The organism is Phytobacter sp. V91 (assembly GCF_965644225.1).
Classification (GTDB): Bacteria; Pseudomonadota; Gammaproteobacteria; order Enterobacterales; family Enterobacteriaceae; genus CBFFRJ01.
Genome location: NZ_CBFFRJ010000012.1, coordinates 16964 through 42110 on the forward strand (window position 1 = coordinate 16964; position 25147 = coordinate 42110).

Annotated in this window: 21 protein-coding genes, 2 tRNA genes and 2 other RNA genes; 16 read left to right on the forward strand and 9 right to left on the reverse strand. The window is 52.2% G+C overall.

Features of this window, described 5'->3' with window-relative positions; translation table 11 throughout:
- The first annotated feature begins 194 nt into the window (after window positions 1–194).
- On the forward strand, window positions 195–608 hold the full coding sequence (gene hns / locus ACSZO4_RS03990) for a histone-like nucleoid-structuring protein H-NS (RefSeq protein WP_437887555.1): 414 nt from the start codon (window positions 195–197) through the stop codon (window positions 606–608).
- 241 nt (window positions 609–849) lie between these two features.
- Here the strand turns inward: hns and galU are convergent, their stop codons facing one another.
- The 3 genes from galU to ACSZO4_RS04005 all read right to left on the reverse strand — a co-directional run bounded on the left by galU (window position 850) and on the right by ACSZO4_RS04005 (window position 3540).
- Window positions 850–1761, reverse strand: a complete 912-nt coding sequence (gene galU, locus ACSZO4_RS03995; RefSeq protein WP_437887556.1) for a UTP--glucose-1-phosphate uridylyltransferase GalU — start codon at window positions 1759–1761, stop codon at window positions 850–852.
- Window positions 1762–1959: 198 nt separating this feature from the next.
- Entirely contained in the window at window positions 1960–2973 is a 1014-nt protein-coding gene (gene rssB / locus ACSZO4_RS04000; RefSeq protein WP_437887557.1) for a two-component system response regulator RssB, read from the reverse strand.
- Between the two features lie 93 nt (window positions 2974–3066).
- On the reverse strand, window positions 3067–3540 hold the full coding sequence (locus ACSZO4_RS04005; protein WP_437887558.1) for a patatin-like phospholipase family protein: 474 nt from the start codon (window positions 3538–3540) through the stop codon (window positions 3067–3069).
- A gap of 111 nt (window positions 3541–3651) precedes the next feature.
- Between ACSZO4_RS04005 and ACSZO4_RS04010 the strand changes: the two genes are divergently transcribed.
- The 6 genes from ACSZO4_RS04010 (at window position 3652) to ACSZO4_RS04035 (ending at window position 5712) form a co-directional block, all read left to right on the forward strand.
- Window positions 3652–4110, forward strand: coding sequence for a YchJ family protein (locus tag ACSZO4_RS04010; RefSeq protein ID WP_437887559.1), 459 nt, complete (start codon window positions 3652–3654; stop codon window positions 4108–4110).
- Between the two features lie 48 nt (window positions 4111–4158).
- The gene (gene purU / locus ACSZO4_RS04015) at window positions 4159–5001 is read left to right on the forward strand and encodes a formyltetrahydrofolate deformylase (protein WP_437887560.1); all 843 of its coding nucleotides are present in this window, start codon (window positions 4159–4161) and stop codon (window positions 4999–5001) included.
- Between the two features lie 162 nt (window positions 5002–5163).
- Window positions 5164–5248 (forward strand) — tRNA-Tyr (locus tag ACSZO4_RS04020).
- Between the two features lie 43 nt (window positions 5249–5291).
- Window positions 5292–5422, forward strand: a non-coding RNA gene (locus ACSZO4_RS04025) — RtT sRNA.
- Between the two features lie 29 nt (window positions 5423–5451).
- Window positions 5452–5536 (forward strand) — tRNA-Tyr (locus tag ACSZO4_RS04030).
- A 44-nt stretch (window positions 5537–5580) separates the two neighbouring features.
- Window positions 5581–5712, forward strand: a non-coding RNA gene (locus ACSZO4_RS04035) — RtT sRNA.
- Window positions 5713–5866: 154 nt separating this feature from the next.
- Here the strand turns inward: ACSZO4_RS04035 and pntB are convergent.
- On the reverse strand, window positions 5867–7255 hold the full coding sequence (gene pntB, locus ACSZO4_RS04040; RefSeq protein WP_437887561.1) for a Re/Si-specific NAD(P)(+) transhydrogenase subunit beta: 1389 nt from the start codon (window positions 7253–7255) through the stop codon (window positions 5867–5869).
- A gap of 10 nt (window positions 7256–7265) precedes the next feature.
- Window positions 7266–8795 (reverse strand): Re/Si-specific NAD(P)(+) transhydrogenase subunit alpha, encoded by a 1530-nt coding sequence (pntA, locus tag ACSZO4_RS04045; RefSeq protein WP_437887562.1) that lies wholly within the window; start codon window positions 8793–8795, stop codon window positions 7266–7268.
- A 524-nt stretch (window positions 8796–9319) separates the two neighbouring features.
- On the opposite strand from pntA, the gene ydgH reads away from it, so the two are divergent.
- From ydgH to folM, 3 genes are all read left to right on the forward strand, one after another.
- Window positions 9320–10264 (forward strand): DUF1471 family protein YdgH, encoded by a 945-nt coding sequence (ydgH, locus tag ACSZO4_RS04050; RefSeq protein WP_437887563.1) that lies wholly within the window; start codon window positions 9320–9322, stop codon window positions 10262–10264.
- Window positions 10265–10445: 181 nt separating this feature from the next.
- Entirely contained in the window at window positions 10446–11828 is a 1383-nt protein-coding gene (locus tag ACSZO4_RS04055) for an amino acid permease (protein ID WP_437887564.1), read from the forward strand.
- 33 nt (window positions 11829–11861) lie between these two features.
- A complete protein-coding gene (gene folM, locus ACSZO4_RS04060) occupies window positions 11862–12584 on the forward strand; it encodes a dihydromonapterin reductase (protein WP_437887565.1) in 723 nt (240 codons plus the stop codon).
- Here folM and ACSZO4_RS04065 read toward each other — a convergent pair whose 3' ends face one another.
- Window positions 12585–12920, reverse strand: a complete 336-nt coding sequence (locus tag ACSZO4_RS04065) for a GlpM family protein (protein ID WP_437887566.1) — start codon at window positions 12918–12920, stop codon at window positions 12585–12587.
- A gap of 128 nt (window positions 12921–13048) precedes the next feature.
- On the opposite strand from ACSZO4_RS04065, the gene rstA reads away from it, so the two are divergent.
- The 3 genes from rstA (at window position 13049) to tus (ending at window position 16090) form a co-directional block, all read left to right on the forward strand.
- Window positions 13049–13765 carry a two-component system response regulator RstA gene (gene rstA, locus ACSZO4_RS04070; RefSeq protein ID WP_437887567.1) on the forward strand — a complete coding sequence of 239 codons (717 nt, stop codon included), beginning with the start codon at window positions 13049–13051 and terminating at the stop codon, window positions 13763–13765.
- Window positions 13766–13792: 27 nt separating this feature from the next.
- Entirely contained in the window at window positions 13793–15082 is a 1290-nt protein-coding gene (rstB, locus tag ACSZO4_RS04075) for a two-component system sensor histidine kinase RstB (RefSeq protein ID WP_437887568.1), read from the forward strand.
- Window positions 15083–15160: 78 nt separating this feature from the next.
- Window positions 15161–16090 carry a DNA replication terminus site-binding protein gene (tus, locus tag ACSZO4_RS04080; protein WP_437887569.1) on the forward strand — a complete coding sequence of 310 codons (930 nt, stop codon included), beginning with the start codon at window positions 15161–15163 and terminating at the stop codon, window positions 16088–16090.
- Here tus and fumC read toward each other — a convergent pair.
- Both fumC and fumA read right to left on the reverse strand, forming a co-directional pair.
- Window positions 16087–17487 carry a class II fumarate hydratase gene (gene fumC, locus ACSZO4_RS04085; RefSeq protein ID WP_437887570.1) on the reverse strand — a complete coding sequence of 467 codons (1401 nt, stop codon included), beginning with the start codon at window positions 17485–17487 and terminating at the stop codon, window positions 16087–16089. The two genes, tus and fumC, sit on opposite strands and share 4 nt — an antisense overlap.
- A gap of 145 nt (window positions 17488–17632) precedes the next feature.
- A complete protein-coding gene (gene fumA, locus ACSZO4_RS04090; protein ID WP_437887571.1) occupies window positions 17633–19279 on the reverse strand; it encodes a class I fumarate hydratase FumA in 1647 nt (548 codons plus the stop codon).
- Window positions 19280–19476: 197 nt separating this feature from the next.
- Here fumA and manA point away from each other — a divergent pair, with 197 nt between their 5' ends.
- Together manA and ACSZO4_RS04100 are read left to right on the forward strand one after the other, a co-directional pair.
- Entirely contained in the window at window positions 19477–20655 is a 1179-nt protein-coding gene (gene manA, locus ACSZO4_RS04095; RefSeq protein ID WP_437887572.1) for a mannose-6-phosphate isomerase, read from the forward strand.
- A 99-nt stretch (window positions 20656–20754) separates the two neighbouring features.
- Entirely contained in the window at window positions 20755–22311 is a 1557-nt protein-coding gene (locus tag ACSZO4_RS04100; protein WP_437887573.1) for a YdgA family protein, read from the forward strand.
- 28 nt (window positions 22312–22339) lie between these two features.
- On the opposite strand, the gene malI is transcribed toward ACSZO4_RS04100, so the two are convergent.
- Window positions 22340–23368: a Mal regulon transcriptional regulator MalI gene (gene malI / locus ACSZO4_RS04105; RefSeq protein WP_437887574.1), complete on the reverse strand. Its 1029-nt coding sequence runs from the start codon at window positions 23366–23368 to the stop codon at window positions 22340–22342.
- 155 nt (window positions 23369–23523) lie between these two features.
- On the opposite strand from malI, the gene malX reads away from it, so the two are divergent.
- Window positions 23524–25116 carry a maltose/glucose-specific PTS transporter subunit IIBC gene (malX, locus tag ACSZO4_RS04110; RefSeq protein WP_437887575.1) on the forward strand — a complete coding sequence of 531 codons (1593 nt, stop codon included), beginning with the start codon at window positions 23524–23526 and terminating at the stop codon, window positions 25114–25116.
- The last annotated feature ends 31 nt before the right edge of the window (window positions 25117–25147 follow it).

Consider the following 25147-nt stretch of genomic DNA (forward strand, 5'->3'; position numbering starts at 1 on the left):
GTTGCAACCGCCCCCACCCTTCTATATGTGCCTTTCGTCTGTCAGACCCGCATAAATTTAAGTTAGCGTTTTTATAAATGAGATATATAAAGGGGAAATTTGAATTCCTTACATTCTCACCTATTGCACCTCGCACATTAACGCTCTATTATTAGCCCAACAAACCACCCCAATATAAGTTTGAGATTACAAAAATGAGCGAAGCACTTAAAATTCTGAACAACATCCGTACTCTTCGTGCGCAGTCAAGAGAATGCACTCTCGAGACGCTTGAAGAAATGCTGGAGAAATTAGAAGTTGTCGTTAATGAACGTCGTGAAGAAGAAAGCGCTGCTGCTGCTGAAATCGAAGAACGCACCCGTAAACTGCAACAATACCGCGAGATGCTGATTGCTGACGGTATTGATCCTAACGAACTGCTGAATAGCATGGTAACCGCCAAAACCGGTACTAAAGCTAAACGCGCTGCGCGCCCGGCTAAATATAGCTATGTTGACGAGAACGGCGAAACTAAAACCTGGACAGGCCAGGGTCGTACTCCGGCAGTGATCAAAAAAGCAATGGATGATGAAGGCAAACAGCTGGATGACTTCCTGATCAATGAGTAATCCAACTCATTTTAAAAATCCCGCTAATGGCGGGATTTTTTTTGCCCGTAATATCGATTTATATTCGGTTTATGAGGATAACCGTGCATCGCTGAAGGTTTTTGCTCACACTATCGCCAGGGATTGTTATTCCCTCGTCTGCTAACAAGATTATCTTCCCCTGCTCAGAACACCGCCGGCGAATGGCAGGCAATAAAAAACCGGGAACTTATCCCGGTTTTTATTGTATCGCTAATGCAACTTAGCCTTTAGTCAGGCCAAGTTGACCTTGCAGCCAGCTTTTGAATTCTTCACCCAGGGTGTTGTGACGAATACCGTATTCGACAAATGCCTGCATATATCCGAGTTTATTACCGCAGTCATGGCTTTTGCCTTTCATATGATAGGCCTCAACCGTTTCTTTCTCGATAAGCATATCAATAGCATCAGTCAGCTGAATTTCATCACCGGCTCCCGGAGGGGTTTTCGCCAGCAGCGGCCAAATGTTTTCACTCAGCACATAGCGACCAACCACGGCAAGATTTGACGGGGCAACATCCGCTTTCGGCTTCTCAACAACCCCCACCATCGGCACGCTGTCCCCGGCGTTCAGTTGTGCGCCTTTGCAGTCAACAACACCGTATGCCGTGACATCAGCAACAGGCTCAACCATGATCTGGCTGGCGCCGGTTTCGTCGAAACGCTTAATCATCTCAGCAAGGTTATCCTGAGAGAGGTCAGATTCGAACTCATCAAGGATAACGTCAGGCAGAATCACCGCAACAGGTTCATTCCCTACCACCGGATGTGCGCACAGCACGGCATGGCCCAGACCTTTTGCCAGACCCTGGCGCACCTGCATAATGGTGACATGCGGTGGACAGATAGACTGCACTTCTTCCAGCAACTGACGCTTAACACGTTTTTCCAGCATCGCTTCAAGTTCAAAACTGGTATCGAAGTGGTTCTCGATAGAGTTTTTAGATGAGTGGGTAACCAGAACAATTTCGGTAATGCCCGCAGCAATACACTCATTCACGACATACTGAATTAATGGCTTATCAACCAGCGGCAGCATCTCTTTAGGAATGGCCTTTGTTGCCGGCAGCATCCTGGTTCCCAATCCCGCAACGGGGATAACTGCTTTTGTTACTTTTGAATTTAAGGCAGCCATTGAAAATCTCCTGGTCTGTTCACGCGTTGAGCATGCTCATGAATTTACACGCGACTGATTATATCAGTACCACCGCGACACACTGGTCTGAAAAGGGTGCGGCAATGTTTAATTAGGACTAATACGCAAAACTGTGGCGATAGTACCACTCGGAGAAACGCCCTGGTAAAGCTATCTGTTAAAATATGTAGCGATTGCTCATTCCGCAGACAACATTAAACGCAAACGCCCACCAGCCCCCCACACCTGACATTGCCAGGCGTCACAGCGCTGACTCAATTGATTAAGATAAGTATTGCCTAATGTCCCCAGCGGGACTCCATTACTGATCTGAATCTGGTGTTCACCCGTATTTAATGTGGCATTAAGCCCTGCCGAAACTAAAATAAGATTTTTTAATTCGCTATGATAATAACCAACCAGCAGAGGAAACTGCCCGGGCAAATTAGCCTGGCGCAGCAACTGATTAACTTGTTTAAGCAAACTCCCCATTTCTGGTAGCCTTTGATGCTGATGTGATAACTGCTCCTGTAACAAGCCATTGAACAGTGCACGGAGTAATAACGCAGCCAGCACGCCGTTATTTCCGGCTCGGGTCACATCAAGGCAATAAAACGCGAGGTCATTAGAGGAGATGGGTGCAATATCAAGAACCAGGCCTGGTTTATCAGCGGAAACAAGTTGGCGATAATTTACCCGACAGCCTGACATCTGTTGTTGCACAGGCGGTTGCAGCTCCTGCAAGAGTTTTGCCGCAAGCTGTGGATTTTCAACTAATGCGTCCCAGTCGTGAAATAATCTTTCTTCTTCTTCTACCCGTGAATTAAACATGTTCGGGTAGATGCAGGCGAACACGGTTTCTTTAAGGCGATTAAAGTCTTTTACCGGCTTAAGCAGCACATCCTGAACCCCCAGACGCAGCGCTTTGGCGATATCAGCTATATTATCAGTAGCCGAAATCACCAGAATGGGCAGTTGCAGCCCCTGATTGCGCATCTGTTCAACCAGCTGCAGACCGTTCATGCGTGGCATAGCGATATCGCAGATCATTAAATCCGGGGAGGCGGACTCCAGTTTTTCCAGCGCAACAATACCGTCCTCTGCCAGTACAGTTTCTGCGCCCAAAGAGGAAAACCAGGAATCCAGCAGGGAACGGAAGACGGGCTCGTCTTCAACGATCATTATCTGTTTTCCTGCTAACGGCTGTGTCATTCTTTCTCCCCTGCCCGACGATAGATAAATAGTGGCATGTTCTATCAATAATCGCCTGTCAAATTTCGCTTAAGTACCATAATAAAAAGGGACTCATATCGTTGCCCTTACCAGCGGTAATAGCTCATCAATTTTTTTCTCGACGGCTAACTGACCAGCGCTGATGGCCGCTTCTGCACGATGAAAGTCGAGGGTAGAAATTTGTGGGCACAGTGGTTGTAGCAGAATATCGGGTGGGTCGCCCGCCATACGGTTACGCTTAAGACGATTCTCAAGTACCTGAATAGAGGTGGTCATAATTTCCATAGCGCCACGCAGCAAGCCACCGCGTCGCCATGACACATCCATCAGCTTGAGCACGTCCCAGTAACTAAAAGAACGCACCCAGGTTTCCAGCTCAGGCAGTTTGCCGCAGGCGAAAGCCGCACCTACCAGTGAGCCGATTGAACATCCTGCCACCACATCTATGTGTATGCCTGCACGCTGCAACGCATTAATCACACCAATATGCGACCATCCTCTGGCAGAGCCAGACCCCAAAGCCAACCCTATTTTTACGCTTCTCATTACCTGGATTTCTGTCCCCCGGAACGACTGGCATAGCCACAACGCCATAGCTCAGTTAACATATCGCTACCCAGGCTTATGATGCCGTTTTATTTGTTCAGGAAGTCGATTGTGTCTCAACTCTGTCCCTGCGGTAGCGCAGTGGAGTATAGCTTATGTTGTCAGCCTTATCTGTCCGGTACGCAGGTAGCGCCAGATCCATCACATCTTATGCGCTCTCGCTACACCGCCTTTGTGCTAAAGCAGGCTGAATATCTGATTAATACCTGGCATCCTGATTGCCAGGCGGCGACTTTCCGCGAAGATATTGAAACAGGTTTTGCGCATACGCAATGGCAGGGCCTGACCCTGTTTGAGACAGCCGACGGCGCAAGCGAGAACGAAGGTTACGTAAGCTTTGTTGCCCGTTTCACTGAGCAAGGAAAATCGGGTGCCATTATCGAACGCTCGCGATTCTTAAAAGAGAGCGGGCGGTGGTACTATATTGACGGCAAGCGCCCTGCCTTGGGCCGAAATGATCCCTGCCCCTGCGGTTCGGACAAGAAATTTAAGAAGTGCTGCGGGCAATAAGCCCAGCAACACCCCATAGCAAACACCATCAACAGGATTTACCCGGCAATGCATTTATTACAACGTAAAATTCTGCGCACCATTTGCCCTGACCAGAAAGGTCTTATCGCGCGTATTACCAATATTTGTTACAAACACGAACTCAACATTGTACAAAACAATGAGTTTGTCGATCATCGTACCGGCCGCTTCTTTATGCGTACCGAACTGGAAGGCATTTTTAACGATGCGACATTGCTGGCCGACCTCGACAGCGCGTTGCCGGAAGGCTCCGTGCGCGAACTGAACCCGGCGGGTCAGCGTCGCGTGGTCATTCTGGTCACCAAAGAGGCGCATTGCCTGGGCGACTTGTTAATGAAAGCCAATTACGGTGGGCTGGATGTCGACATTGCGGCAGTCATTGGCAACCATGAAACACTGCGTACGCTGGTTGAACGTTTTGATATTCCGTTCGAACTGGTAAGCCATGAAGGCCTTACCCGGGAAGAGCACGACGAGCGGATGGCGCAGGCGATTGAAGCCCACCAGCCGGACTATGTGGTACTGGCGAAATATATGCGTGTGCTGACGCCGGACTTTGTCTCCCGCTTCCCGAATAAAATTATCAATATTCATCACTCATTCCTGCCAGCGTTTATTGGCGCTCGCCCATACCACCAGGCTTATGAACGCGGCGTGAAGATCATCGGTGCTACCGCTCACTATGTGAATGACAATCTCGATGAAGGTCCGATCATCATGCAGGACGTGATCCACGTCGACCACACCTACACCGCGGAAGATATGATGCGCGCAGGTCGTGATGTTGAGAAGAATGTATTGAGCCGTGCCCTGTACCAGGTACTGGCGCAGCGCGTATTCGTTTACGGTAACAGAACGATTATTCTTTAATCGCTAATGAAATGAATTGATTAGGTTTAATGCGTTACGGCTGAAAAGTACGCAAACGGTTCATTTCTGTAAAACGAATACTTTACAGCGGCGTGTCATTTGATATGATGCGCCCCGCTCCCCACTGCGGAAGCAGGCCAGTAGCGTTATGCATTACCCCGTGGTGGGGTTCCCGAGCGGCCAAAGGGAGCAGACTGTAAATCTGCCGTCATCGACTTCGAAGGTTCGAATCCTTCCCCCACCACCATTATTCACCACTGCAATGTGGTAACTCCGGTGATATTTGCAAAGTTTGCACTCATCGGGGAAGGGTAAGAACCTTCGACTAAGGTTCGACTCGAGCGAAAGCGAGAGAACGTTGCTGCAGGCAACGGCCCGAAGGGTGAGGAGCGAAGCGACGAATAATCCTTCCCCATCACCATCCTGCTTTATACAATTTGAATTACCCCTGGTGGGGTTCCCGAGCGGCCAAAGGGAGCAGACTGTAAATCTGCCGTCATCGACTTCGAAGGTTCGAATCCTTCCCCCACCACCATCTCTTCTTGTTACACCCCACTCAATTACACCTTATAAGCTATATGTTCTTCCGTCAGGGGGAGGATGAGAAGCTTCGACTAAGGTTCGATTCGAGCGAATGCGAGAAAGCGTTGCCGCAGGCAACGACCCGAAGAGTGAGGAGCGCAGCGACGAATGTTCCGTCCCCCACCACCATCTCTTCTTGTCACACCCCACTCAATTACACCTTATAAGCTATATGTTCTTCCGTCATCACCCTCTTTAAGCCTTATCGTTATCCGCTGTTACTAAAATCCAGGCAAAAAAAACCGCCCGTGACTGCCAGGCGGTTTGTTAAGACGTTAAGCGATTACAGCGCTTTCAGGATCGCATCCACAGTAGCTTTGGCATCGCCAAACAGCATCTGCGTGTTCTCTTTAAAGAACAGCGGGTTCTGTACGCCAGCGTAGCCGGTGTTCATGGAGCGCTTAAACACAATCACATTCTGCGCTTTCCATACTTCCAGCACCGGCATGCCCGCGATAGGGCTGTTCGGATCATCCTGCGCTGCCGGGTTAACGGTATCGTTGGCACCAATAACCAGTACGGTGTCAGTGTCGGAGAAATCATCATTGATCTCATCCATTTCCAGTACGATATCGTACGGCACATTCGCTTCCGCCAGCAGTACGTTCATATGGCCTGGCAGACGTCCCGCAACCGGGTGAATACCAAAGCGCACTTTAATACCACGCGCACGAAGCTTTTCGGTGATTTCAGCCACCGGATACTGAGCCTGAGCAACAGCCATACCATAGCCGGGGGTGATGATGACAGAGTGCGAGTTTTTCAGCAGATCCGCCGTATCTTCCGCATTGATTTCACGGTGCTCACCGACTTCTTCTGACGCCCCCGTAGAGGAACCATCGGTACCAAAGCCACCGGCGATAACGCTGAAGAATGAACGGTTCATTGCCTTACACATAATGTAAGACAGAATCGCCCCTGAAGAACCCACCAGCGCACCGGTCACAATCAGCAAATCGTTGCCCAACATAAAGCCTGCCGCCGCTGCCGCCCAACCGGAGTAGGAGTTCAGCATAGAGACCACAACAGGCATATCTGCACCGCCGATGGACGCCACCAGATGCCAGCCAAACACCAGCGCAATCGCGGTCATCACCAGCAGCGCCAGAACCTGAGTAGCAACGCTGTCAGTGCGAACGAATACAACCAGCAGCAGGAAGGAGACCACCAGGGCGGCAAGGTTCAGCTTGTGGCGATGCGGCAGCATCAGCGGCTTTGAAGACAGTTTGCCGCACAACTTACCAAAGGCCACGACAGAACCCGTGAAGGTCACCGCGCCAATAAAGATACCGAGGAATACTTCCGTCAGATGAATGTTGACCAGAATCTGTTCCAGGCCCGCTTCGTGGTAGATGTAGCTATTAAAGCCCACCAGCACCGCAGCCAGACCCACAAAGCTGTGCAGTACCGCAACCAGCTCCGGCATACCGGTCATTTCAACTTTCCGCGCCAGACGGATACCGATCGCGCCACCAATGATCATCGCCACCAGGATCCATGCCACGTTACCAGTGTCAGGCCCAAAAATAGTGGCAATCAGCGCAATCGCCATCCCGGCGATGCCGAAACGGTTACCCTGCTGAGAGGTTTCGTGCTTCGATAGCCCCGCCAGGCTGAAAATAAACAGGATCGCGGCAACAATGTATGCAGCAGTTACTAATCCTCCAGACATTTGCTACCCCTTAGTTCTTCCGGAACATTTTCAGCATGCGCTGAGTGACGGTGAAACCACCAAAAATATTAATGCTGGCGATCAGTACAGCGATAAAGCTCAGGAAGCTAACCCAGCCGCCATGACCAATCTGTAAAAGCGCCCCAACCACAATAATGCCGGAGATGGCGTTCGTTACCGACATCAGCGGCGTATGCAGCGCATGCGATACGTTCCACACCACGTAGTAACCCACCACACAGGCCAGGGCGAACACGGTGAAGTGGCCAAGGAACTCCTTCGGCGCAACGTCAGCAAGCCAGCCAAACAGCACGACAACCAGTGCCATAATGCCGTATTTGATCCATGGCGATGCCGGTTTTGCTTCAACTTTTGCCGCAGGGGCGGCTTTTGCTGCAGCCTGAGGCTGGGCGGATACCTGAATCGGCGGAGCCGGCCAGGTCACTTCACCGTCACGAATGACGGTCACGCCGCGCACCACTACATCCTCGAAATCGACCGCCACATTGCCATCTTTCTCTTTGCAGAGCAGCTTAAGCAGGTTGACCAGGTTGGTGCCGTAGAGCTGGGAAGATTGCGCAGACAGGCGGCCCGGCAAGTCGGTGTAACCAATAATTTTGACGCCATTGGCTGTTGTAACGACTTCATTAGAGACGGTGTATTCACAGTTGCCGCCGTTTTGCGCCGCCAGATCCACCACCACACTGCCAGACTTCATGGAGTCGACCATTTCACGGGTAATTAGCTTCGGAGCAGGTTTGCCCGGAATCAGTGCCGTGGTGACGATAATATCGACATCTTTCGCCTGAGCGGCGAAGAGTTCCATTTCTGCTTTAATGAAGGCTTCAGACATTACCTTCGCGTAGCCGTCGCCGCTACCCGCTTCTTCTTTGAAATCCAGCTCAAGGAACTCAGCGCCCATACTCTGGACCTGTTCCTTCACTTCTGGTCGGGTATCGAATGCGCGAACAATCGCCCCAAGGCTGTTAGCCGCGCCAATCGCCGCCAGACCCGCCACACCCGCACCGATCACCATGACTTTCGCTGGCGGCACTTTGCCTGCCGCCGTGATTTGCCCGGTAAAGAAACGACCAAACTGGTGCGCCGCTTCAACGATAGCGCGATAGCCCGCAATGTTAGCCATCGAGCTTAATGCATCCAGCGACTGAGCGCGTGAAATACGCGGCACGGAGTCCATCGCCATCACGGTAACATTACGTGCGGCCAGTTTTTCCATCAGCTCGCTGTTTTGCGCAGGCCAGATAAAACTCACCAGGGTTGTACCAGGGTTAAGCAACGCGATTTCATCATCGCCAGGAGCATTCACCTTGAGAATAATATCTGACTGCCAGACATCATTGCCGTCCACAACGGAGGCGCCAGCCTCGGTAAAGGCATGATCGTCGAAACTTGCCAGCTTGCCAGCGCCGCTTTCAATCGCGACGGTGAAACCCAATTTAAGCAGTTGCTCGACCGTTTTCGGCGTCGCCGCAACGCGGGTTTCATTGGCCAACCGTTCTTTTGGTACACCAATACGCATAGTTTTCCCTTCCATCGATTTTAGATGATGGTTTGTCAGTGATGACCGGGCAGCACAATCACAAATACATCTGCGAAGAGGTGCATCCCGGAAAATAAAACAGTAACAAACTTTCTATAACCTACTGAAAATCACGCTTGTGATCTAGCACCAGAAAACAGAAATTCCTTTTTTATCTGTGAAAACCGGGTAACAGCACAAGCTGGCATGGTTATTTCCCTTTAATTCGTCACAACAGGCCGATATTCCGCTCATGTGGCGGGGCAAAACACGATTTATCTCCATCAATAAACAGGCAATTAACAAAGTATTAACCTAAAAAATGCGTATGCTTTATCGCTTTTGATGGTCAAGCGGGTGTTTTTTCAACATATCACTAAAGGTTATCGAAAAACGTCTTCCGGGTAGCACGCGCAGTGAAAAATGACGCAGACAGTAGTGATATTTAAATGCAATAATCTCCAACGTTTTTTAGACAACTACCACACCAGTAACTGGTTTGCGCAAGGCGAAGGATTATTTTTATGAAGCATAAGTTCACCCTCCTGGCGTCAGCATTTCTGTCCGTAACGGCCCTGTCGGCAAATGCAGCGACAGAGTTAACGCCGGAGCAAGCAGCAGCGTTAAAACCCTATGACCGTGTTGTAATTAATGGTCGCTATAACTCGATTGGCGATGCCGTCAACGCTGTTTCCAACCGTGCAGATAAAGAAGGCGCGGCCTCATTCTATGTTGTGGACATGTCAGACTTCGGCAACAGCGGCAACCAGCGTGTCAGCGCCGATTTGTACAAGGCCGATGCGCCGAAAGCCGATACCGTCAAACTCCGCGTGATGAATGGCGTGACCGAATTACCTAAAGATCAAGCCATTGCACTGGAACCTTTTGACACGGTAAGCGTGCAGGGTTTTTATCGTACCCAGCCTGAAGTCAACGATGCCATCAGCAAAGCGGCAAAAGCCAAAGGCGCGGCGTCGTTCTATATCGTGCGTCAGGTTGACGCCAACCAGGGCGGCAACCAGATGATTACCGCCTACGTGTATAAAGCCGATGCGAAAAAACGCGTACTGCAAAGCCCGGATGCGATTCCTCGTGACTCTGAAGCCGGACGCGCAGCACTGGCGAAAGGTGGCGAAGAAGCCAAAAACGTCGAAATCCCAGGCGTTGCCACCAGCGCGGCTCCGAGCTATGAAGTGGGACGTTTCTTTGAAACGCAAAGTTCAAAAGCTGGCCGTTACACGGTAAATCTGCCTGATGGCACCAAAATCGAAGAGGTGAATAAGGTCACTGCTGCGCAAATGGTGCCGTTTGACAGCATCAAGTTCACCGGTAACTACGGCAACATGACGGAAATCTCCTATCAGGTTGCCAAGCGTGCGGCGAAGAAAGGTGCGAAGTACTACCATATTACCCGCCAGTGGCAGGAAAACGGCAGTAACATCACCATCAGCGCGGACCTCTACAAGTAATTCTCGCGTTTAAAGGCGGCATCAGTCGCCTTTTTTTCATTTTTTCTGCAAATTTCAGCCATCCTGCATTGCAGGCCATTGCGACTCTCCGTAAAATCCCGCGCCTTAGTCATATCCACCATTTTTATGCGCTTGTGCAAAATAATTATTCTGGATTGAGTTCTTTCTTAACAGGATACCCATGGAAAAGAAACTTGGCTTGAGTGCTTTAACTGCGTTGGTTCTTAGCTCAATGCTGGGAGCGGGTGTATTCAGCCTTCCGCAAAATATGGCGCAGGTCGCCAGTCCTTTGGCTTTACTGATTGGCTGGGCGATTACCGGCACCGGGATCCTGTTCCTCGCTTTTGCGATGTTAATTTTGACCCGCATCCGCCCCGATCTGGATGGCGGGATTTTCACCTATGCCCGAGAAGGTTTTGGCGAATTAATCGGATTTTGTTCGGCGTGGGGATACTGGCTGTGCGCGGTTATCGCCAACGTCTCCTACCTGGTTATCGTCTTTTCCGCCCTTAGCTTCTTTACCGACACACCTGAATTACGCCTGTTTGGCGACGGAAACACCTGGCAATCTATCGTCGGCGCTTCCGTGCTGCTGTGGGTTGTGCATGCGCTGATTTTGCGCGGAGTACAGACAGCCGCCAGTATTAACCTCGCCGCGACGCTGGCAAAACTGGTGCCTCTGGGTCTGTTTATTGCTCTTGCGACCCTTGCCTTTCATTTTGATACCTTCCGGCTCGATTTTTCAGGTATTGAACTTGGCGTACCGGTCTGGGAGCAGGTGAAAAATACCATGCTCATCACTCTGTGGGTCTTTATCGGGGTCGAAGGCGCTGTGGTGGTTTCGGCCCGCGCCCGCAATAAGCAGGATGTTGGACGCGCCACGCTGATGGCCGTTCTGGCGGCACTGGCGGTCTATCTGCTGGTGACGTTACTGTCGATGGGGGTGATTGCCCGCCCGGAGCTGGCAGCGATGCGTAATCCTTCCATGGCCGGTCTGATGGTGAATTTGATGGGATCCTGGGGCGATGTGGTCATTGCGGCCGGATTAATTGTTTCTGTCTGCGGAGCCTATCTGAGCTGGACGATTATGGCCGCCGAGGTTCCGCTGCTGGCGGCAACCCACAAAGCCTTCCCGCGGATCTTCGCCTGGCAGAATAAAAACAACGCCCCGTCAGCTTCGCTCTGGCTCACCAATATTAGCGTTCAGGTTTGTCTGGTGCTGATCTGGCTCACAGGTTCAGATTACAACACCCTGTTGACCATTGCGTCGGAGATGATTCTGGTCCCTTATTTGCTGGTGGGGGCATTTTTATTCAAAGTTGCCTGCCGCCCATTGCATAAAGCCGTCGCTGTTGGCGCCTGTGTCTATGGTTTGTGGTTGCTGTATGCGTCCGGTCCGATGCATTTGCTGCTCTCGGTTGTGCTCTATGCGCCGGGGCTGTTGGTGTTTATGTACGCCCGCAGAACGCATGACATAACCAGCCTGCTCAAACGCCGGGAACAGGTGCTGATCGCTTTTCTCTTGATCGCCGCCGTTCCGGCCACGTGGATGTTGATGGGGTAAGAGGATCTTCCCCATCGTTAATGGAGAAACCCGATGGGAAAGACCAAAGCGCGTCCGATTTTGATTACTGGTGGAGGTCGACGTATCGGCCTCGCCCTTGCCCACCATTTACTCAGCCAGCAACAGCCCGTCATTGTGAGCTACCGGACGCATTATCCGGCAATCGACCAGTTAGAGAAGGCAGGAGCGGTCTGTATTCAGGCCGACTTCAGTACCGATGAGGGAATTAACGCCTTCGCCGCAAGGGTTAAAACGGAAACCTCTGGCCTGCGGGCCATTATTCATAATGCCAGCGACTGGCAGGCAGAAAAGCGCGGCACGCCGCTGACGGACGTGCTGTCAAACATGCTGCAAATTCACGTCCACGCCCCCTATCTGCTTAATCACGCGCTGGAGGGTCTGCTGCGCGGATTCGGCCACGCCGCCAGTGATATCATCCACATAACGGATTATGTCGTTGAGTGCGGCAGCGATAAGCATATCGCCTATGCCGCCAGTAAAGCGGCGCTGGATAATATGACCCGCTCCTTTGCCAAAAAGCTCGCCCCGGAGGTAAAAGTCAACGCCATTGCCCCTGCGATGATTTTGTTCAATGAATCTGATGACGCTGAATATCGCCAGCAGGCATTGAATAAATCACTGATGAAAATCGCCCCTGGCGAGAAAGAGATCCTTGATATCGTCGATTATCTGCTGACCAGCTGTTATGTCACCGGACGCAGTTTTGCTGTTGATGGCGGCCGTCCGCTACGTTAATTAATGGAAGCGGCTCCAGAAGAAAATCAGTACCCATGCGCTGAGGCTCCAGCAGATAACGGCTCCGCCCAGCGCTGGTCCCAGGCGCATAAAACCAGTGAAGTACCATAGCGAAAGCAGATAAAGAAAGTAGGGAATGATGGACCACATACCGAATACGATGGTGGTGCGCAGCGCATCAATGCCCCGCTCGCTGGCCACAATATAGTGAGCAATCAAGGCAAATGTCGGAAATAAGGGGATCAGCCCGGCAATATAGTAATTTTTGGTTTTGGCTAAAATGCCAATCAGAAGCACCACCAGAGCACCTAATGCCGCTTTTATCACCAGCCCCATACATATACCTATAATTCATAAACAACAAAGACCTACAGCATAACGGAAGCCCGCTCTTTTAGAAAAGATTAATGGCAGGTTCCTCCAAGGCGGTGTATGTTTTCTTTTTCGACTCAGTACGATGACATATGAACAAACTCGTTTTTGTGGAAGATGACCCGGAAGTGGGCGCATTGATCGCAGCCTATCTGGGCAAACACGATATGGATGTTATTGTTGAACCTCGTGGCGATCGCGCCGAAGAGGTTATCGCCCGTGAAGATCCGGAGCTGGTGCTGCTGGACATTATGCTGCCGGGCAAAGACGGTATGACGCTGTGCCGTGATTTACGCAAAACCTGGAACGGTCCTATCGTGCTGCTCACCTCCCTCGACAGCGATATGAATCATATTCTTTCTCTCGAGATGGGGGCTAACGACTATATTCTCAAAACGACGCCGCCCGTAGTATTGCTGGCACGGTTGCGCCTGCATCTGCGCCAGCGCGCTGAAGTGACGCAACATGAACCCGCCCCGGCACTCAGGCAGCATAAGACGCTGAGATTTGGCAGCCTGACCATCGATCCGGTCAATCGCCAGGTGCTACTCTCCGGCGAGCAGGTTATCCTCTCAACCGCGGATTTCGATCTGCTCTGGGAGCTTGCCACCCATGCCGGGCAGATTATGGATCGCGATGCATTACTTAAAAACCTGCGCGGCGTCACTTATGACGGTATGGATCGCAGTGTTGACGTAGCCATTTCCCGCTTACGCAAAAAGCTGCTTGATAACGCCACTGAGCCCTACCGCATTAAAACCGTGCGCAATAAAGGCTATCTCTTCGCCCCACACGCCTGGGATAACTGAGTTCGCTTATCATCCACCGGTGCCGCCATGAAAAAGCTTTTCGTCCAGTTTTATCTGCTATTGTTTGTCTGCTTTCTGGTGATGACCATGCTGGTGGGACTGGTATATAAATTTACCGCCGAGCGTGCTGGCCGCCAGTCTCTTGATGATTTGATGAAAAGCTCGCTGTATCTGATGCGCAGCGAACTGCGGGAAATTCCACCTCACCAGTGGAACAAGACCCTCAAAGATCTGGATTTAAACCTGTCCTTCAATTTACGCATTGAGCCAATGAGCAAGTACCGGCTCGATCCTCCCGCCGACCAGCGCATGCGCGAAGGTGACATAGTAGCGCTCGATTCCGAGTACACGTTTATTCAGCGTATTCCCCGCAGCCATTACGTGCTGGCAGTGGGGCCGGTGCCCTATCTGTTTTATATGCATGAGATGCGCATTCTGGATATTACGCTGATGGTGTTTATCGCCATTTCCCTTGCCTTCCCGGTATTTATCTGGATGCGCCCCCACTGGCAGGAGATGTTGCGCCTGGAGTCAGCAGCGCAACGCTTTGGCGAAGGTCACCTTGAGGAGCGTATTCATTTCGACAGCACCTCCAGCTTCGAGCGCTTAGGCATCGCCTTCAACCAGATGGCCGATAATATTAACGCCCTGATTGCCAGTAAGAAACAGCTCATTGATGGCATTGCCCATGAGTTGCGCACGCCGCTGGTCAGGTTACGTTATCGTCTCGAAATGAGTGACAACCTGAATGAAAGTGAACATGCCGCGCTGAATCGCGATATCGGCCAGCTTGAAGCCCTGATCGAAGAGCTACTGACGTATGCCCGTCTTGACCGACCGCAAAACGAACTTAAGCTCACGACTCCCGATTTCGCCGCATGGATTGCCAGCTATATGGCAGATGTCCGTATCGTCAACCCTGCTCGCCAACTGCTGCTGAGTCATGAAAATGCTGACTATGGCGCGCTGGATATGCGTTTAATGGAGCGGGTGCTGGATAATCTTATCAATAATGCGCTGCGTTATTGTGAAAGCAGGGTACAGGTGACGCTGGTACGCGACGGTGCCAGCGCCTTACTGAGCGTTGAGGATGACGGCCCGGGCATTGCTCCTGATGAGCGCCAGCGCGTGTTTGAACCCTTTGTTCGCCTCGATCCCAGCCGCGATCGGGCGACCGGAGGCTGCGGCCTGGGGCTGGCGATTGTCCACTCCATTGCGCAGGCGATGGGCGGTGAAGTCACCTGCGATGCGAGCGCTGCCGGCGGCGCCAGGTTCAATTTTCGCTGGCCGATTTACCACAATATTGATCTGCCCTGAAAAGCGAAGTGACCAGGCTTTTCAGGCAGTACCTGATGTGTTATATCAAAAGTATGTTGTAACTAATTGGGTATCCTGATGGCAAGCTATGACCTTATCGAACGTCTGAACACCACCTTTCGACAACTGGAAAGAGAACTGGCAGATTTTACGACCACACTTGCAGAATGCAGATTGCTGGCCGGACGGGTATTCTCCCTGCCAGAGGTCGAAAAAGGGGCGGAACACGACCCCTTACCCACCATTGAAGTGAAGCAGCATATCGGCAAACAGGCCGCCGGGCTGGCGCTGAAACATTACACCCATCTTTTTATTCAGCAACAGTCGGAAAAGCGCAGCAGTAAGTCCGCCGTGCGGTTACCGGGGGTTATCTGTTATCAGGTCGACGCCCCAACCCGCAGCCAACTGGAAACCTCAGTCAATACCATCAATGCGCTGAAAATGACCTTTGAGCGCATCGTTACTCTGGAGTCCGGTCTGCCCTCTGCGGCCCGCTTTGAGTGGGTGCATCGTCATTTGCCCGGACTTATCACCCTCAACGCCTATCGCACACTGAGCGTGCTCCGCGACCCGGCAACTCTGCGCTTTGGCTGGGCGAACAAACATATTATCAAGAACTTTAGCCGCGACGAGGTGCTGGCTGTACTGGATAAAAGCCGTAAGTCTCCGCGCGCAGTCGCTCCATGGACCAGGGAACAATGGCAGGAGCGGATTGAGCAGGAGTATCAGGATATTGCCGCGCTACCTCAGCAGGCCAGGCTGAAAATCAAACGCCCGGTCAAAGTTCAGCCCATTGCCCGCGTCTGGTACTCCGGCTCGCAAAAGCAGGTGCAGTACGCCTGCCCCACGCCATTGATTGCCCTGGTATCCGAAGAACAGGGAGGGAAGGTGCCGGACATTGGCGAGTTGCTTAACTACCAGGCCGACAATGTTCAGCATCGGTATAAACCGCAGGCGCAGCCGTTGACATTAATTATTCCCCGGTTGCACCTCTACCTCGCCAGTTAGGCCGGTTTCATACTGCCGACCATCGATTCAGGACGAACCCAGGTATCGAACTCGGCTTCCGTCAGGTAGCCGAGCACCAGCGCCGCAGCCTTCAGCGTCAGCCCTTCCTTATGCGCTTTTTTGGCAATTTCCGCGGCTTTGTCATAACCGATATGCGTATTCAGGGCCGTGACCAGCATCAGCGATTCATTGAGTAACTGTTCGATCCGATCCCGGTTCGGCTCAATACCCACCGCGCAGTGCTCATTGAAGCTTTCCATGCCGTCTGCCAGCAAACGCACCGACTGCAGGAAATTATGGATAACCATCGGCCGGAAAACGTTCAGCTCGAAGTTGCCCGCCGCCCCGCCCATGTTGACGGCCACATCGTTGCCCAGCACCTGGCAACAGAGCATGGTCATCGCCTCGCACTGCGTGGGGTTCACTTTACCCGGCATGATGGAGCTACCCGGCTCGTTTTCAGGAATCGCGATTTCGCCAATCCCGCAACGCGGACCAGAGGCCAGCCAGCGCACATCGTTGGCAATTTTCATCAATGACGCCGCCAGCCCTTTCAGCGAACCGTGAGCGTGGACCAGCGCATCGCAGGTCGCCAGCGCTTCAAACTTGTTGGGCGCGGTGATAAAAGGCTGGCGGGTAAATGATGCCAGCTCTTGTGCCACTCTTACGGCATATTCCGGATGGGTGTTCAGCCCGGTACCTACCGCCGTCCCCCCTAGGGCGAGTTCACTTAAATGCGGTAAACTCAGCTCAATATGTTTGAGGTTATGCTCAAGCATCGCCACCCAGCCAGAAATTTCCTGCCCAAGGGTTAAGGGTGTGGCGTCCTGTAGGTGGGTGCGACCAATTTTGACAATATCCGCGTAAGCAACGGCTTTCTGATGCAGGGTTTTCTTCAGCACATGCAGTTGAGGAATAAGATGCTCACGCAGGGCAATGATCGCCGCAACGTGCATCGCGGTCGGGAAAACGTCATTCGAGCTTTGGCTTTTGTTGACGTCATCATTAGGATGCACTTTACGCGCCATTCCGCGCTCGCCACCAAGCAGCTCACTGGCGCGGTTAGCCAGCACCTCATTCATATTCATATTGCTCTGGGTACCGGAACCGGTTTGCCAGATAGCCAGCGGAAACTCATCCGGATGTTTTCCGCTGAGCACTTCATCCGCCGCCGCAATAATCACCTGCGCTTTATCTGCCGCCAGCAGTCCTAAATCCTGGTTGACCTTTGCCGCTGCCCGTTTGGTCAGCGCCAGGGCATAGATAAGCGAGACCGGCATTTTTTCCGTCGAAATACGAAAATGCTCAAGTGAGCGCTGGGTTTGCGCTCCCCAAAGTTTATCTACCGGGACGTCAATCGCGCCCATTGAATCTGTTTCACGGCGTGCCGTTGTCATTACCTTCTCCCTGTTACGAAGTGATGTTGAGTACCGACATTGCTCACCTGCAAACAAAGCGTAAGTATTGATGCTTGTTATGACGACGTTTATTGCTTCGTGCGCTTAAATGGGCGCAAAAAACCGCCCCGAAGGGCGGATATGATTATTTTACGCAGCGGCCGCACTGGCCCGACTGGATCTGCTGAAAGAAATCATTGCCTTTATCATCGACCAGAATAAAGGCCGGGAAATCCTCTACCTCAATTTTCCAGATGGCTTCCATTCCCAGTTCCGGGTAAGCCACGCATTCAAGGCTCTTGATACTGTTCTGCGCCAGAATTGCAGCCGGGCCGCCGATGCTACCAAGGTAGAAACCACCATGGCGGTGACAGGCATCCGTCACCTGCTGGCTGCGATTTCCCTTCGCCAGCATAACCATACTCCCGCCCTGGGACTGCAATTGATCAACATACGAGTCCATACGGCCTGCGGTTGTTGGCCCCAGCGAACCGGAGGCATAGCCTTCTGGCGTCTTGGCCGGACCGGCATAATAAATAGGGTGATCTTTAACGTATTGCGGTAACGGCTTACCTTCATCCATCAACTCTTTGAGTTTGGCATGGGCGATATCTCGCGCCACGATGATGGTGCCGGTCAGTGACAGCCGCGTGGAAACCGGATATTTCTTGAGCTGGCCGAGGATCTCTTCCATTGAGCGGTTGAGATCCACCTTAATGGCCTCCCCTTCTCCCGCCTGGCGCAACGACTCAGGAATAAATTTACCCGGATTTTGCTCCAGTTTTTCCAGCCAGACGCCTTCGCGGTTAATTTTGCCTTTGATATTGCGGTCAGCCGAACAGGAGACACCCATTCCCACCGGGCATGAGGCCCCGTGGCGCGGCAGACGCACAACACGAATATCGTGGGCAAAGTATTTACCGCCAAACTGCGCGCCAAGCCCGAGTTGCTGAGCTTCCAGCAGCAATTCGTTCTCAAGCTGCACGTCACGAAACGCCTGTCCGTGCTCGTTTCCTTCCGTCGGCAAACCGTCGTAATACTTTGTTGAGGCGAGTTTGACGGTTTTCAGTGTCGCTTCCGCGCTGGTCCCGCCAATCACAAAAGCGATATGGTACGGCGGGCAGGCGGCGGTGCCCAGAGTACGCATCTTCTCCACCAGATAGTTTTTCAGCTTTCCGGGACTGAGCAGCGCTTTGGTTTCCTGATACAGATAAGTTTTATTGGCTGAACCGCCGCCCTTGGCAATACACAGGAATTTGTATTCGTCCCCATCCACGCTGTACAAATCAATCTGCGCCGGCAGATTAGTGCCGGTATTCACCTCTTTGTACATATCCAGCGCGGCATTTTGCGAATAGCGCAGGTTGTCTTCGGTATAGGTAGCGTAGACACCTCTGGCCAGTGCGGCTTCATCGCCACCGCCGGTCCAGACACGCTGGCCTTTTTTGCCCATGATAATCGCCGTGCCCGTGTCCTGACAGGTAGGCAGGATCCCTTTGGCGGCTATCTCGGAGTTACGCAAAAATTGCAGAGCGACGTACTTGTCATTTTCACTGGCCTCAGGATCGCTGAGGATATCGGCTACCTGTTGCTGGTGAGCCGGTCGCAGCAAAAAAGAGGCATCATGGAAGGCATGCCGGGCCAGCAATGTCAGCGCTTGCGGATCTACTTTGAGGATCTCCTGACCATCAAATTCGGCCACTGACACGTAATCACTGCTGAGCAAATAGTACTGGGTATCGTCCTTTTTCAACGGAAAAGGATCTTGATAAGTAAAGGTTTTAGTCGACATTGTTCTCTCACTTACGACACAGTCTGATTATTGTTCGGCAGGACGTCCATCTGCCACAAAAAAGCGAGTCCGCATATCCTACACAATTATTTAACAAAAACTGAGACTAGTACGACTTTTTATATGCGCTAATTACATCGCGGCGCTTTATTGCTTTAATACCTGCACTTACGTTGAACATAATTAAGGGCGGGATAATGCAAAAACTGATCAACTCCGTGCAAAACTATGCCTGGGGAAGTAAAACTGCGTTAACGGAACTCTACGGCATTGCCAATCCTGACAATCTGCCCATGGCAGAATTGTGGATGGGAGCACACCCAAAGAGCAGTTCATCTGTACAGGATGCCGGGGGCAATCCGCAATCGTTACGGCAGGTGATTGAGCGTGATTCCGAGGCACTGCTGGGCGCGGCGGTTGCCCGACGTTTCGGTGAGTTACCTTTTCTGTTTAAAGTGCTGTGCGCCGATCAACCGCTTTCTATCCAGGTGCATCCCAACAAGCAGGCTTCGGAAATCGGCTTTGCTAAAGAGAATGCCGCCGGTATTCCACTCAGCGCCGCCGAGCGAAATTACAAAGATCCGAATCATAAACCCGAGCTGGTTTTCGCCCTTACGCCTTTCCTGGCGATGAATGCCTTTCGTCCTTTCACTGAAATTGCCTCGCTGCTTCAGCCGGTCGCCAGCGCCCATACGGCAATCGACCATTTTCTGAAGGCACCGGCGGCTGACACACTGAGCCAGCTGTTTGCCGGTCTGTTAAGTATGCAGGGGGAGGAAAAATCCCACGCGCTGAACGTGCTCAACGCCGCGCTTAACACTCAGCAGGGTGAGCCCTGGGAGACTATCCGCGCTATCTCGGCGTTCTACCCTGACGACAGCGGCCTGTTCTCCCCTCTGCTACTGAACGTGGTCAAACTTAATCCGGGTGAAGCGATGTTCCTGTTCGCTGAAACACCCCATGCCTATCTGCAAGGCGTGGCGCTGGAAGTGATGGCCAACTCGGATAACGTGCTGCGCGCGGGTCTGACACCTAAATACATTGATATCCCCGAACTGGTTGCCAACGTCAAATTCAGCGCCAAACCGGCCAGTGAATTGCTGACTCAACCGGTCAAAGAAGGGTCCACCCTTGAGTTTCCCATCCCTGTTGCAGATTTCGCCTTTTCCCTGCATGAGCTTGCCGCAACCCCCGTAGAGCTGGCGCAGCAAAGCGCAGCCATTGTGTTCTGCGTGGAAGGTGAAGCCGTGCTCAGTAAGGGAAATACGCAGCTGATACTGAAACCGGGCGAGTCCGCGTTTGTGGCGGCCAACGAATCGCCGGTGAGCGTGAGCGGCGCTGGCCGCATTGCGCGGGTCTACAATAAGCTGAACTAAGTTACTGAACTTTTTAGCAAGGATTGCTAAGATTTATTCAGCCTTTTCATCAATCCAGGCGGATTATCCCGCCTGGTTTTCTTTTTAGGGATAAATGTTATGAAAAAATCGCTGGTTGCTGCGGGCGTTATTGTTGCCCTGGGCGTGGTCTGGACCGGGGGTGCCTGGTATACAGGAAAACAACTTGAAAGCCGTATGACACAAATGGTGGCGGCTGCAAATAGTCAGATAGCACGCGTTGCGCCACAAGCCAGCGTAGTCATCTCCTCGCAAAATTATCAGCGCGGCCTGTTCAGCAGCCAGCTTGAGCTGGTGATTAAACCTGCCGATGGCAGAGAGAATCCCTGGCTTAAAGCGGGGCAAAGTATTGTTCTGCATGAAGTGGTAGACCATGGTCCCTTCCCGCTGGCAGAGCTCAAATCATTCAGTTTGATCCCGTCAATGGCCTCTGTTCACTCAACGCTTGTGAACAATGAGGTCACGAAGCCGCTGTTCGATATTGCCAAAGGTGAATCACCCTTTGTTGTCGATACCCGTATTGGCTACGCCGGCGACTCCCGTAGCGATATCTCTCTGCGCCCGCTCAACTCAGAAAAAGAGGGCAAGAAAGTGGCCTTTAGCGGTGGTGACTTCCGCCTGAGCACCGATAAAGACGGCAACACCATGACCTTCAGCGGCCAGGTACAGAGCACGCTGGTTGACGCGGTAAACGAATACAACCAGCGGGTACAGGTCTCCTTCAATAACCTGAAAACGGAAGGGAGCTCTGAACTTTCCAGCTTTAACGAGCGTCTTGGTAGCCAGAAGCTGACGCTGGACAAGCTGGCGATTGCCGTCGAAAACAAAGAGATGGCCGTGCTGGAAGGCATGGATCTGAATGCAAAATCTGAAGTTGCCGCCGACAAGAAAAATATCGACAGTCTGATTGATTATACGATTGGCAGCCTTAAAGTTCAGGGCCAGGATCTCGGCAGCGGCAAGCTGACACTGAAAGTGGGCCAGATTGATGGCCAGTCCTGGCACCAGTTCAGGCAGCAGTATACCGACCAGACTCAGGCGCTGATGGCGCAGCCAGAGGTGGTAAAAGACCCGGTGCTGTACCAGCAGAAAGCCGCAGAAGCGTTCATTAGTGCACTGCCTTTGCTGCTGAAAGGCGAACCTGTTGTTACCGTCGCGCCACTGAGCTGGAAAAACGCCAAAGGCGAGACGGCGTTTAACCTGTCACTGTTCCTGAAGGATCCGGCAACAAACACCGCGCCGGCGCAGACGCTTGCCGATGAAGTGGATCGTAATGTGAAATCACTGGACAGCAAACTCACCATCCCAATGGATATGGCGGTTGAGTTTATGACCCAGGTAGCAAAACTTGAGGATTATCAGCAGGCTGAAGCGGAAAAACTCGCCAGTCAGCAGGTAAAAGGCTTAGCGGCGATGGGACAGATGTTCCGCATCACTACCCTGGAAAACAACACTATCGGCGCCAGCCTTCAGTACGCGAATGGCCAGGTAACGCTCAATGGCGAAAAGATGTCGCTTGAAGAGTTTGTCGGTATGTTCGGCCTGCCAGCATTGGGGCAGATGGGCGCAGAAGAACCGGAAGAAGAAGCTCCGGCGGATCCAGCAGAGCCCGCCGTACCTGCGGTACCGCAACAGTAATGAATGGCCCCTCTGCGGAGGGGCTTTTTTATGGGCTAACCTCCAGCCCCGGCGTCAACATCACATGGTGCAATGCTCGCTCAGGCTCCTCAATACGTTGCAGAATACGCTCTGCAAGCAGATAGCCCATTTCTTTGCCCGAGAGGGTAGCCCAGGTGACCGGGATATCATATTGCCCTTGTTCCCATGCGTCGGCAAAAGCGGCCAGCGATACCTGCTGTTCGAAGTAGCGATCCATTCCACTTCCGGTCTGGCGTCCCGCCCGCATCAGACCGAACCATGCACCTACGGCAGTAGGACCGTTATGGCAGACAACCGCATCAATCGTTGGATTATGGCTAAGGAGTAGCTGTATCGCTTCTGCGGCCTGCTTCTGGCTGGCGTCACACTCTACAACCCAGTCGCTATGAAACGGCAGACCAAACTTTAGCAGTGTGGCGCAGTAACCGCCGACACGCTCGGCACGAATCAGCGACGAGCTTTCCCCCCCTAACCAGGCAATGCGCTGATGTCCCTTTTGAATAAGATGCTCCGTCACCCGTTGTGCTGCCAGCATATTGTCGGGACGTACGGTATCCTGGTCATCAGGGTAATTGGCACGCGAAGCAAAAATCAGCGGCACTCCGACTTCTTTTGCCCGTGCACGCAATGCCATACCCTGTTCATCCGGCGCACCGGCCACAATCACCCCATCAACGCCCTGTGTCAGCAAGGTGTTCAGGCGCGTCAGCATATGCTCACCCTCTCGCCCGCCGTGAAGCAAAAAAACCATACGCCCTTCGCTTTCCAGCGCTTCACTTAACCCGGAGGTCGCTTCCGCATAGAAGGTTTGCGCAAGATCGCAGACAATCAGTCCAATAACCCCCGTTTGCCCCCCGCGCAGCGCTGAAGCTTGCCGGTTACGCACAAATCCCAATTCTTCAATTGCGTCATGCACGCGCTGCCCGGTCTGGGCAGAAATGCGACCTTTACCGCTGAGCACCAGAGAAACCGTCGTGACGGAAACACCAGCCGCCAGCGCCACATCATTAATTGTGATTTTTTTAACTATCGACATAGCGGGATCGTTATTGCCAGATAAAACGATTTATCAATATCGTTATTTATAAACTAAAGTCAGCTCTGAATATGTGATTTATTTCGCACTAAAATTAGGTAAAACGTTTTATCTTGTTGCCCATTACTACCTCAACATAAGAATCAGGAGCACGTATGCCCGGTAGAAAAAGGCAAAGAATATCGCTTTGGGAGTTTTTCCAGCAATTAGGAAAAACGTTTATGCTGCCTGTTGCCCTGCTCTCTTTCTGCGGGATCATGCTGGGGATTGGTAGCTCGCTGAGCAGCCAGAGCGTTATCACACTGTTGCCCGTACTGGGTAATCCTATTTTGCAGGCGATTTTTATCTGGATGGGAAAAGTTGGCTCTTTTGCGTTCAGCTTCCTGCCGGTAATGTTTTGTATCGCAATCCCGCTGGGGCTGGCCCGTGAAAACAAAGGCGTTGCCGCCTTCGCCGGGTTCGTGGGCTACGCGGTTATGAACCTGGCCGTCAATTTCTGGCTTACCGCCAAAGGAATCTTACCCACCACCGATGCGGCTATTCTGAAAGCCAACAATATCCAGAATGTACTGGGGATCCAGTCTATTGATACCGGGATCCTTGGCGCAGTTATTGCCGGGATTATTATCTGGAACCTGCATGAGCGTTTTAATACCATTCGCCTGCCCGATGCGCTGGCCTTCTTCGGTGGTACGCGCTTTGTGCCGATCATAACCAGCGTCGTTATGGGCCTGGTCGGGCTGCTCATCCCCCTGGTCTGGCCATACTTCGCCATGGGCATCACCGGTCTTGGCCAGATTATCAACGGTGCGGGTAATTTCGGCCCGATGATCTTTGGCACCGGCGAACGTCTGTTACTCCCCTTCGGCCTGCAACATATTCTGGTGGCGATTATTCGCTTTACGGAAGCAGGCGGGACGATGGATGTCTGCGGACATAGTGTGAGCGGTGCGTTAACCATTTTCCAGGCGCAGCTGAGTTGCCCGACGACCCAGGGTTTCTCCGAGAGTGCGACCCGCTTCCTGTCGCAGGGTAAAATGCCCGCATTCCTTGGTGGATTACCGGGTGCGGCACTGGCGATGTACCATTGTGCGAAACCGGAAAATCGCCACAAAATTAAAGGGTTGTTAATCTCCGGCATTATAGCCTGTATGGTCGGAGGCACCACTGAACCGCTTGAATTCCTGTTCCTGTTTGTCGCTCCGGCGCTGTACGCCATCCATGCAGTGCTTACCGGTCTGGGCTTTACCGTAATGGCCGTTCTGGGGGTGACCATCGGCAATACTGACGGCAACGTGATCGATTTTGTGGTGTTCGGTATTCTGCACGGGCTGGCGACCAAATGGTATCTGGTGCCAGTGGTAGCTGCCGTCTGGTTTGTTACTTACTACGCTATTTTCCGCTTCGCCATTCTGCGCTTCAACATTAAAACACCTGGACGTGAAACTGATATCGCAAACAATCCAGAAAAAGCAGTCAGCGGCGTAACGGGCAAGTCGGGCTATGACGTACCAGCGATCCTTGCCGCACTCGGCGGCAGTGAAAACATTATCACGCTCGATAACTGCATCACACGTCTGCGTCTGTCGGTAAAAGAGATGTCGCAGGTTGACACCAATGCACTGAAGGCCAATCGCGCGATTGGGATTGTTCAGTTGAATCAGCACAATTTGCAGGTCGTCATTGGCCCGCAGGTGCAGTCGGTAAAAGACGAAATGACCGAGTTGATGAACTCAGTACAGGCTTAATATTACCGCCCTCACTTCGCTGGGGGCGATT